Raw genomic sequence first — 9,634 nt, forward strand, 5'->3', positions numbered from 1 at the left:
CTATATAAATTTCTCTCGGCTACCAGCCCTTGTATTTGTTTTTTATCTATCTGTGTCATGTCCATTAAATTTTCCTCTTTTTTGTATAAAAAAAGCGGGACCATGGCATGTTTGGATATGCCCGGATTTACCGCTTTTACCGTAACTTAAAACTGTTTAGCTTACATCTGCGACCCTTGAGCTGCAAAAATAAACCATTTCGCACGTGTCGTTTTTCGTCCTGTTCGCGGATCATAATCAAGCAGGTCTGCGAAAGTCTTCCAACCTTTCAGGGTAAAACAACGCACATCACCGTTCCCAACGTATTCTTTCACCTTAACAGCATAAACTTCATCAAGACCAAAGACGTTGGAATCAACGGTCGATGGGTCGATAAAAAACCACGTGTTCTCCATCGTTTTCACCTCAAATAATTTAAAAGATTAATAATCACCAAAGGGCATTGATCTTTTTTCGCTATAACCGGATTCTGTTAACCATTCATGATAATCCCTCAGGTTAACCCCTGTTAAGTCTAAACGCCCTAAGCCTAAGCCGTCTTCAACTTCATGGATTAAATCCACTAAAGTCGTATCCTGTGGAACAAAAATAAATCCTTTGTTAGTGAAGATCTTCATTTTACTTACCTTTTTTTTTGCATAAAAAAGCGGGCCCCTGGATTAAATGCCGGCATATTCAAAACATGCTTATGATACTCTTATCGAGCGTCACGGTTCCTCCAGGATTTACCCGCTTTTCTTAGCTGTTCAGGAGAAAGACTTTGCCACTGTCAGTGAAACGTACTGTCTTTACCGGCAGGGTTGCTGATTGTCAGGTGTGGTTTTTACTTATCGTCAACCTTCTAATCTTTGGACATTCTCCCTTTCTTGATTTTTCTCATAATACGATGATTCCTACCGTCACCATCCCCCATGCTGCTAAATTAAGTGCAAAACCGCAGATAAACTCTTTTCGTTTAATCGTGGTAAACACAATAAACCTCCTTTTCGGTTTTTCCCGGAAAAAAGGCGCAGCTCTCCCTGAGAGAGAATCGTGCCTCCCTCCGGGAGTAACAAAATAACTTGTTTTGGGATTTTAAATAATGGCGGGATTTCTTTTTTGACTTTGCTTATACAAAAGCTAAAGCCACAATTACCGTTCCCCATGTTACGATGTTGATAATCATAAACGCCTTCATGACTGCCTCCTTTCTGCTAATTGCAGAGAGGAAACAGTTCTCGCCAAGGGGATTATGTTCCCCTCCGGGGTTAAAGTGTTTTTGCTCAGGGTAACGAATTTACCATACAAAAAAAGACCCTCCGGTCTTGATCATACGAGCTGATAAGTCTTAATTTATATTACCTTTATGCTTCCACAAGGGAAGTTCTCTTTTAAGGGCGCAATGAAGCCTTTGTTTATCCTTGATGGATACGGACAGGAAGGCTTCTATCTCTCCCTTTTTTAGCCTGGCATGCCTGCCAGTCTCAGATACCGGACTACCGATTTTAAATTTGTAATCGCTTACCGATAAATTAGGGCCTCGTGGTTCCTTTTGTGTAAAGGCATCCAGCCTAACGAGGGTCTCTCTGGATAGAGAAATAAAATTCTTAATTCTATTTTTAACAGCCTTACAACAGATGTCAAGAACTTTTTTTACTTTTTTTTGACTATCCTGCGGATTCTGCTGTTTCTGCTGCTTCTACTGCTTCTGTTGCTTTCACTGCTTTTGTTGCTGTTTTCGCTGGCTTTGCTTTGTCTGCCTTTTCCACATCAACAATTTCGGCCCCAACTTTTTCCTCGGGGACAGCCTCTCCCGTTTTATAAGCATGAAACCGCCGTGGGGGTCTGAAAGGTAAACCGCTAAGCCCCGTTACCTTCTCCGCAAATCTGTACAGGTCAACAAGCATATCGTGAAACTCGTTGATTATCCCGCCGACAAGCTCATTGGTGTATTTGGGGTTGATCCCCATATCCTGCCTTAACCGCCTGAGCGCCTTGTCTATCGGGGGCTGCATATCGAGCAATGCTTTCGTATCGTTCGTTCTGACAAGGGTTACCCTTGAATCTCTTTCCTGTGCCAGGGATACTTTCCGGTCTGTTATCTCCTGAATAACCTCTTCCCTGGATTTCTTTTTTACGTCCTCATTCTTTTCTGCCATGCCGCACCTCTCCCTTAAAATTGTATTTTTGATTTTTTACTCACACTCAAGAGAATACTTCCTCTTTTTCCACTTCTTGATCATGATGCATATATATGGAACGGTTATATATATCGTCGTTGTGACGGCTATAAAGTATGCCGATAAAATAAGGACATTCCCAAAGTTGAGCAGAAACACATACCAGGAGTCCAGGGTTGCCATCGGTACTGAAAACCACTTGTTGTGGAGCATTAACAGGATTCTCGACAATCGGTCTTCTGTAAATACGACAAAGACAAGAGTATGGTAGAATATCATGGCGAAAACGATTTTAAAGATGCCACTCATGAAAACACCACTTAGAAAGCTCCGTATCATCATTCTCGTATACTTGCCGTCATATAACATCCCGATCCTTCCCAAAAAAAAGGCATAGCCTATCGCAAAGCTGGCCGCTAACAGGAGTGCAATGAGCTGGTCACCCATAGATGGGTTAATCTCCCCGAATATGGGTATCATCTGTTCAATAACGCCTATTGCCAGCGGTGTGATAAGAATAGATATGATTCCGCTCCACAGCGTGCTTTTACACCCGACTTCCCAGAACTCAAGTCTCTGCCCTGTCGTGAAGAGCCTCATTGGAATATCGCTTCCCTGCCTCTCCAACTCATTGTTCCTTTCTATCTGGGATATTGCGTCTATAAAGCCTGTCGGTTTGTGTTTTTGATCGGAGCTGATGACTAACGGAGCTCCACCACTATTTCCTGCCATATTGACTACTCCCCAATTATCGCATCACACTAATAAGCTTTAAAATACCGCCACCGTAAGCTATAAATATAGCTATGACAAAAAACGCCAAACCTGAAGCTATCCGTTCTCTCCGTATACCAAACCAGATAGCTAATCCCAAAAACAGCACGACCAGCATCCTGGCCCAAAAACCTGACAGCGTTGTAATGAATAGATTCTGCCAGAATGACGAATACTGGTCCGTCGTAAAATATTTTAACGGGTTTATGTAATTCAAATATTCGTTCAAAATTCTTTCTCCCTACTGTATAGGAACAGCAGTGCCACTATTTTCGTTGTCTTTTTTTGTACTAATCGAGAAACTCTTGATGCTTTTTATGATGTCATCCTTTTTCATCTTTTCAAGATCGCCCAGCTTACAATTAAAGTTTTCGATTCTGAAGGGTATGCCGAAAAAGCCATGGGTCCTCTCTCTGCACTTCTTGCCTTTTTCGCTGGCGGGGTATTGATGCAACACCTCAAACCACCTGCCAAAATAACCGTCCCGTATCTTCACTCGATCTACACACTTATTGCTCTTGAATATATCCATTGCCGAAGCGAGCAGGCTGTGTTCCCCCTGACTATTGCTGGCAAGGGCCAGGATGTTCAGTTCCTGATGCTCACCGGCCAGGGTGAGAAGGATCTCTGTCACTGTACCAATCCAGACATAGACGTTCCCGTCAGACATTGAAACCACATGGAACCACTTGCCGTCATCGCTCAACTTGTTTATCCTTGGTTTTAACTTTTTAAAGAATTCACCTATATCGAACCATGACATATCAACCCTCTCATACTCGCTCTGTACAGAGGATTCAGAGGGTAGTTCTTCCCGCTCTCTGTCCCAGAGTTTGGGAGGATCCAAGAGGTTTTTAATCTCTTCGGTTTCTATATATTCTTCGCCCTTAAACGATGTATATTTCGTTAATTCCTGTTGCCTGCAATCCCTGTCCGCCTTCTGAAGACCGTTAGTCCATTCGTTTTCTGTTTCCGACCTGTGGTGGTTCAATACCGCTGTCATGATATTGTTCATGTCTTGTTCGGGAAGGTTATTAAATGCAGGAACTTTATTTTTCAATATCTCCATGCTGATTATAGGGTGATCCCCCATTATGTAACCCTTTTCCCTGAATTCGGGAATTTTTCCAAGATCGTGTGCAAGTGCTGCAATAATAAACAAGGGGGTCCTTATATCTTCAGGGTGCATACTCTCGACTTTCTTTGCAACGTTCAGTAAATGTTCCCGCAGGGTGCACATTCTCAATATATCCCATGTGGTGCTTTTCTCCGTGGCCGTAGTTTTGTACCACTTGTAGTCCGGCTCCGTTTCGCCAGCCCCGCTATATGTCGCACCGAGGTCAACAACGGAAGGACACTCCCCGTACCGGTCAATAAGGTCCAGTATTTCCGTGACAGTCGATAACCGGGCAGGTTCGTTCATAAACCCAACTTCTCTCGCCATAATGTTGTTATGGTAATATTCGGTGATGTCAGGATGAGTGAACTTTTGCTCTTTATCTTTTTTCTGTTCTTCGTCTTTCTTTTGCGGGGGGGTTGTTTCCTGGCGCTGATGTTCCTGATTGGCCTTGGTATTGTTTTTCGTTCCGACAGTGTCAATCCAGAGACGCGACAGGTCTTCAATGTCGATGTGTCTGGTACCGTCCGGGCAATTGATTGCATTGTATCCGTCCAGGACGCTCATCTTCCCCCCTGCTTTGTTTTCGACCGGCTGCGTGTCGCCGTAAGCAAGAGATACCGGTTTTTTATGTATCTTGTGCCAGAATATCCTGCTGATAAAGACAAGTATCCCAATAATTATGATGCCTTCAAAGTAGCGTATGTATATAGGGGGAATGCAGGTCAAATAGTGTTTAAGTACGACAATCCCCAAAAAGGCGAGTGCGCAAAATACTGCCAATTTTATCACAAACCTGCTCTTCTTTTTAGGCTCCGGCATGGCCAACTACTCCGGCATAGGGGAATATTACTTCAAGGTTTGATGGTGAACTTTCCATGCTCTTTCCCCTATAGTTTCCGCCATAAGTCATTAAATAAAAGGCCCTGGCCTTTAAATTAAGTATGTCTGATGGGCTTATGATGTCCTCGGATTGCTCTCTGACGGTTATCCCGCCATCGCTGTTGAAAATAGATTCATACTTCTTCTTCTCTCCAAAATGCTCAGCGGCATAAGATGCCGTGTCCGCATCAGGCACACGCATAAAAAGCTTCGTATTCGTGTTGTCAAGGATTGTCCTGCCGTAATCCTTTCCGATCTTGGCATACAGCTGAGATACGCTCTGGGCAAAACCGTGTATCCACACATCGGCGCCGCCTGCCTTGGCAAAAAAGTTGTCAATACCATGATAAAGCAGGTCCTGGGCCTCATCTATGTATAGACACAACGGTGGGGTGACCTTTCCTCCGTCTGCAAGCCTGCGTCCCACAAAACTCTGGAGCATGGATATGATTACTTTCCCGAGTGTGGAAGCCGCCCTGCGGGTTATCATGGCGCCAAGATGTGCTGCAAAAATAACGGGTTCGTTCTTCTCCAGCTTCGATATCAGTTTGTTGCTGCGTGCTGTCCCTACTATCTTTCCTATATTCCCACTGGTCAGCTCCATCAATGCGACTCTGAGGTTAGATGAGATCTTACTGTAATAGTCCGGAGGGGAATCGATAATTTTCTTCATATCCAGACTTAACTGTGTTGCGTAATCCACAACTTGAGGATCAGGATCGTCCTGAAACTCGTCTACTTGCTCCTGGAGCGTTTTAAGCTTGTCTTTGGATACGTTGTTTTTTATATCATTCAGGTTAAATGCTTTTCTGTAATGCGCTTCCTTCTTCGTTGCGACTAAAATCATGGCCTGCACAATTACCAGCGATATTTCATAGGCAACGTTAAAAAAGAACGGCTCTTTCCCTATGTCAATACCAGAAACTACATGCCCAACCAATTCTTCCGACATGCTGTAGTGTGAAAGAGGATTTATCTGTACACTGCAATCAGGGCAGATAGGGGTCATGAGCATTAACTGATCCTTTAATCTCCCCGTTTCTTCAGCTACCTGAACAATCTTCGAGAAAAGGCTTATTTCACCTTTGGGGTCTATAACGATTACTGAATACCCTTTACGAATATCCTGCTCAACCATGTTTTCTATGATCTTGGTCTTGCCTACCCTGGTAGTTCCAAAACACCACATGTGACCACTGCGGTCAGCGTCGGGAACATATAGCTCCTGTGGCAGGGGTATCTTTCCGTCCAGGGTTTTATCTGTAAGGGAATATCCTTCTCCTAAAAGAGTGCTGTTGTCTTTATGAAACTTCTTTGCTTTTGCCCGCTTTCCAATATTAAGCATTAACCACCTCTACCCTGATTACTTCGTTTACTTCTTTTGATACCCTGTCCAGTATTTCCGGATCTATCCGTACCGTGGATACCACTCTGCTGTAAGCGCTTGCTACACGTTTTATACACTTAATATCACCGACCGCCGGATTGCCGGTTTCATCGGCTATGTATTTTTTTATCAGCCTGTCCACCAGGCTTTTCGATGACCGGCTTACATAGATCTCCAGTCTGGGATACCCATTCACCAGCACTGCCCGGACACGCAGAACATAAAACATAAGCGTGTCGCCAAGTCTGTATCTTCCCCGTTCAGATAAGGGCTGCCATCTATACTTACAGATAGCTGCTGTGGAACTTTTGATGCCAAAATAACGGTCATAATGTGTGACGTCTACGTAAAGCTCTTTACCGGGGAAGGGGGGTTTATATATTTTTCCTTCATATACATGACGCTGGAGCGGGGCAAGAGTGAAGAATTCTTCCAACACTGCCCGCTCATTCAACCTTGTCGCAAGCCGCTTGTGCAGAAATCTCACGGTGTGTTTGCTTAGTGTCTCGGGATATATTCTATTGATCGTACATCCTTCACGTGTCCCCTTATATCCTATTATTCTGAGGCCGGGGGTACCGTTGCCCGTGATCTGGACATCTACGTCGTAGCCATGCACCCTGGTCAGTGCGGAGCCAAGCGCATTCTCCACCTCGTCTATCACCGCGAGACAGGATATCTGGTATGTTTTTGATATTTCATGCAGAGATTTTCCTATTTTCCCAAAGTCTAACAATGCCCATTACTCCCTAAGCTCCCGCATTGCCCTGTAAACCCTGTCAATATATCGCTTTTGCCTCTTCTTGTTCCCGGAGTTGTAGTATCCAACACTTTTCCAGGCATATCCGTGATGTTCGATCAGATCGGCTAATATCCCCGCACCGACTATGACATTGGTGCAGGGATCACCAATCGTTGACCATACGTCCTCACCTAACCGGGAAGGGGAAGCCCACCATGAATTGATCTGCATCAGCCCATAATCATAAGAACCATTGCTGTTCCAGTGTACGGCAACCGGATTATAATTGCTTTCAACCTTCGCAATTGCCTGAAGAAGCTTTGGCGGTATGTCAAATAAAGTGCCGGCTTCATTGAAGCAAAATCCAGAGGCTGGTCCGGCTGAAAAAATAAAAATGGCATATACGAGAAGAATAAGGTGTAAAGTTGATGTCGAACTTTTGTTCATGACAAAGTTCCATCTCTCTTTCTTTTCCTTGTGAGGGTTTCGTGCCCCTTCTCTTTTTTCATCTCTGCCATCAAAAGCCAGGCGTCAGGATGTCCCATGTCTGCTGATTTAATAATGTCAGTAGCGGCCCTCTTACTATCTCCTGTTTCCGCATAGGCAACTCCACGACCATAATAAGCAGAAGCCTGATCGGGATTTATCTTGATAGCCCTGTCATAGTCTTCAACAGCGGCAGTATATTTCTCCATGCAGAAATGAATGTTTCCACGCATTTCATATAAAAACGCCTTTGGTGGACACGAAGCAATTAATGCGGTTATGGTATTTAACGCACCTTGGTAATCTCCGAGACGCATATAAGCTATTGTGCAATAATAATAAGGTGTCTTGTAGGAGGGGCACAAATCGATGGCTTGTGTATAATTACGTATGGCATCCCCACAGTTTCCGTACTCCACGCAGAAAAGCCCCTTCTTGTTTAACTCTTTTGCGGCGGTCAGAACCATTTCCTTGTCCGGATGGTTGTCCGACAATTTTCCAGTCGTTCGCATGAAATTCCCTTTCCTTCTTTAATATTCGGTATGGAGTATAGTATGTCCACAACTTCGGGGTCGTACAGGGTTCCCTTGTTTATATTTATTTCATTCAGCGCCATATCTACACTGAGCGCCGGACGATACAAGCGGTCACGTACCATGGCGTCAAACACATCCGCTACTGCCACTATTCGAGATTCAAGTGAGATTTGAGAACCTGAGAGGCCCCCGGGGTATCCTGAACCGTCCAGTCTCTCATGATGCTGAAAAGCTATCTGGTATATGCAGGGGGCAATGCCAATAGATTTCAGCAGCGCCATCCCATCAAAACAGTGCTGCCTTATCAATCCGATCTCGGCATCACCTAACCCGCCTTTCTCTCCCAATAACCTTTTTGGAAGAAAAAGCTTTCCGGTATCGTGGAAAGCCGCTCCAAGGGTAATGCATAGTATCTGCTTGTCAGATAGACCCATCTCTATGGCTATGGCATTGGATATATTGGCTACTTCTTTCTGGTGTTCGATTGTGTAAGTATCAAAACCTGATTCCGGTGTTATTAGCTGAAGTAATCGTTGTTCCCCTACCATGCTATTTCCCCAGTTTTTTCATGATTGGCGCGCAGAGTTCCTGCCTCAGTTTTGATGCGGTCATTGTCTGTACGATTACCGTGCCCGGTCCCGTGAGCGTGGTAAAGAAAAGTCCTTCACCGCCGAATAAGGCGGATTTGACACTGCGTATAACTTCTATGCTGTATGTGACACTGTCATCCCACGCGACCGCGGAACCGGTGTCCACGCGCATCGTTTCTCCGGCACTCAGATCAAAAGAGAGGAGATCGCCTGCAACCTGAATAAAGGCAATCCCATCTCCTGATATCTTCTCCAGGATAAAACCCTCACCGCCAAAGAGGATGGCACCAACTCGTTTTTGAAAGGCTACGGATATACCCACGTCACCCACGGCGGCAATGAAGGCGTCACGTTGAGCTAAAACGGTGTTTCCGTTAAGACCTATAGGCAGTATCCGGCCAGGTACGCTTCCGGCGAATCCAACTTCGCCATGACCCCTGAAATAAGTAAAGAACAGAGATTCACCAGCCATTAACCGCTTGCCCGCTCCAACTATCTTGCCTAACATTCCCCCGACAATGCCTTTGTTGTCGGGCAAATGGGTTTCGAAACTTACATCGCCCGTGATGTAAACCATCTTCCCCGCCTCAGCGAAGGGTGTTACCTGTTGGGTTACGGGTATTTTTAGAACCTCAAGATTGCCACCTTCTATTGAGTAGAGGTCACTTTGTCTTTCAAGTATGTACATTTTCTGTCCTCTCTTTAACTTTTTTATTTAAATGAGCAGGCGTTCTATTTTTACCCTGAGCCTGCCGGTCAGGGATAGCATCCATGCAAGGAAAGCATTATACTTCCACTGCACTATATATGAACACGAGTGCCACTATTTTATGGAAAAGAGATGTTTTGAGGGGTGTTAACCGGTAGGGAGTTTGAAATGTTGTTCGGAGTGGTGGGTGCGGGATCAAGCAGGTGGGATCAAGCAGGTGGGGGGAGGACTGTTTTTTGTGTGAAGTGCCGG

At 44.8% G+C, this 9,634-nt stretch carries 13 protein-coding genes; 1 reads left to right on the top strand and 12 read right to left on the bottom strand.

All coding sequences use genetic code 11. The features are described from left to right. Window positions 1-161: 161 nt before the first annotated feature. Together Q7J27_12370 and Q7J27_12375 are read right to left on the bottom strand one after the other, a co-directional pair. Window positions 162-395 (bottom strand): hypothetical protein, encoded by a 234-nt coding sequence (locus tag Q7J27_12370; GenBank protein ID MDO9529933.1) that lies wholly within the window; start codon window positions 393-395, stop codon window positions 162-164. Between the two features lie 27 nt (window positions 396-422). Continuing rightward, entirely contained in the window at window positions 423-617 is a 195-nt protein-coding gene (locus Q7J27_12375) for a hypothetical protein (protein ID MDO9529934.1), read from the bottom strand. Between the two features lie 46 nt (window positions 618-663). On the opposite strand from Q7J27_12375, the gene Q7J27_12380 reads away from it, so the two are divergent. Continuing rightward, the gene (locus Q7J27_12380) at window positions 664-807 is read left to right on the top strand and encodes a hypothetical protein (GenBank protein ID MDO9529935.1); all 144 of its coding nucleotides are present in this window, start codon (window positions 664-666) and stop codon (window positions 805-807) included. Window positions 808-1,646: 839 nt separating this feature from the next. Here Q7J27_12380 and Q7J27_12385 read toward each other — a convergent pair. The 10 genes from Q7J27_12385 to Q7J27_12430 are packed head-to-tail and all read right to left on the bottom strand — an operon-like array spanning window position 1,647 to window position 9,361. Then, window positions 1,647-2,138 (bottom strand): hypothetical protein, encoded by a 492-nt coding sequence (locus Q7J27_12385; GenBank protein MDO9529936.1) that lies wholly within the window; start codon window positions 2,136-2,138, stop codon window positions 1,647-1,649. 36 nt (window positions 2,139-2,174) lie between these two features. Further along, the gene (locus Q7J27_12390) at window positions 2,175-2,891 is read right to left on the bottom strand and encodes a hypothetical protein (protein MDO9529937.1); all 717 of its coding nucleotides are present in this window, start codon (window positions 2,889-2,891) and stop codon (window positions 2,175-2,177) included. A 16-nt stretch (window positions 2,892-2,907) separates the two neighbouring features. Further along, window positions 2,908-3,162 (bottom strand): hypothetical protein, encoded by a 255-nt coding sequence (locus tag Q7J27_12395; protein MDO9529938.1) that lies wholly within the window; start codon window positions 3,160-3,162, stop codon window positions 2,908-2,910. 12 nt (window positions 3,163-3,174) lie between these two features. Next, a complete protein-coding gene (locus Q7J27_12400) occupies window positions 3,175-4,872 on the bottom strand; it encodes an HD domain-containing protein (protein MDO9529939.1) in 1,698 nt (565 codons plus the stop codon). Beyond that, entirely contained in the window at window positions 4,859-6,277 is a 1,419-nt protein-coding gene (locus tag Q7J27_12405; GenBank protein MDO9529940.1) for a type IV secretion system DNA-binding domain-containing protein, read from the bottom strand. Before Q7J27_12405 ends, Q7J27_12400 begins: the two co-directional genes overlap by 14 nt. Continuing rightward, the gene (locus Q7J27_12410) at window positions 6,270-7,055 is read right to left on the bottom strand and encodes a hypothetical protein (protein MDO9529941.1); all 786 of its coding nucleotides are present in this window, start codon (window positions 7,053-7,055) and stop codon (window positions 6,270-6,272) included. The genes Q7J27_12405 and Q7J27_12410 overlap by 8 nt, the downstream gene beginning before the upstream one ends. A 6-nt stretch (window positions 7,056-7,061) precedes the next feature. Then, window positions 7,062-7,508 carry a lytic transglycosylase domain-containing protein gene (locus tag Q7J27_12415; protein MDO9529942.1) on the bottom strand — a complete coding sequence of 149 codons (447 nt, stop codon included), beginning with the start codon at window positions 7,506-7,508 and terminating at the stop codon, window positions 7,062-7,064. Further along, window positions 7,505-8,059, bottom strand: coding sequence for a tetratricopeptide repeat protein (locus Q7J27_12420; protein ID MDO9529943.1), 555 nt, complete (start codon window positions 8,057-8,059; stop codon window positions 7,505-7,507). The genes Q7J27_12415 and Q7J27_12420 overlap by 4 nt, the downstream gene beginning before the upstream one ends. Further along, a complete protein-coding gene (locus Q7J27_12425) occupies window positions 8,005-8,631 on the bottom strand; it encodes an HD domain-containing phosphohydrolase (protein MDO9529944.1) in 627 nt (208 codons plus the stop codon). Before Q7J27_12425 ends, Q7J27_12420 begins: the two co-directional genes overlap by 55 nt. A 1-nt stretch (window position 8,632) precedes the next feature. Beyond that, window positions 8,633-9,361 (bottom strand): AIM24 family protein, encoded by a 729-nt coding sequence (locus Q7J27_12430; GenBank protein ID MDO9529945.1) that lies wholly within the window; start codon window positions 9,359-9,361, stop codon window positions 8,633-8,635. Window positions 9,362-9,634: the final 273 nt, after the last annotated feature.

This window comes from Syntrophales bacterium, from assembly GCA_030655775.1.
Classification (GTDB): Bacteria; Desulfobacterota; Syntrophia; order Syntrophales; family JADFWA01; genus JAUSPI01.

Excerpts from the sequence above, each read along its gene's own strand:
- Q7J27_12430 (MDO9529945.1), bottom strand. The coding sequence starts at position 9,361 with ATGTACATACTTGAAAGACAAAGTGACCTCTACTCAATAGAAGGTGGC.
- Q7J27_12385 (MDO9529936.1), bottom strand. The coding sequence starts at position 2,138 with ATGGCAGAAAAGAATGAGGACGTAAAAAAGAAATCCAGGGAAGAGGTT.
- Q7J27_12375 (MDO9529934.1), bottom strand. The coding sequence starts at position 617 with ATGAAGATCTTCACTAACAAAGGATTTATTTTTGTTCCACAGGATACG.
- Q7J27_12420 (MDO9529943.1), bottom strand. The coding sequence starts at position 8,059 with ATGCGAACGACTGGAAAATTGTCGGACAACCATCCGGACAAGGAAATG.
- Q7J27_12415 (MDO9529942.1), bottom strand. The coding sequence starts at position 7,508 with ATGAACAAAAGTTCGACATCAACTTTACACCTTATTCTTCTCGTATAT.
- Q7J27_12390 (MDO9529937.1), bottom strand. The coding sequence starts at position 2,891 with ATGGCAGGAAATAGTGGTGGAGCTCCGTTAGTCATCAGCTCCGATCAA.
- Q7J27_12380 (MDO9529935.1), top strand. The coding sequence starts at position 664 with ATGCCGGCATATTCAAAACATGCTTATGATACTCTTATCGAGCGTCAC.
- Q7J27_12370 (MDO9529933.1), bottom strand. The coding sequence starts at position 395 with ATGGAGAACACGTGGTTTTTTATCGACCCATCGACCGTTGATTCCAAC.
- Q7J27_12405 (MDO9529940.1), bottom strand. The coding sequence starts at position 6,277 with ATGCTTAATATTGGAAAGCGGGCAAAAGCAAAGAAGTTTCATAAAGAC.
- Q7J27_12425 (MDO9529944.1), bottom strand. The coding sequence starts at position 8,631 with ATGGTAGGGGAACAACGATTACTTCAGCTAATAACACCGGAATCAGGT.
- Q7J27_12400 (MDO9529939.1), bottom strand. The coding sequence starts at position 4,872 with ATGCCGGAGCCTAAAAAGAAGAGCAGGTTTGTGATAAAATTGGCAGTA.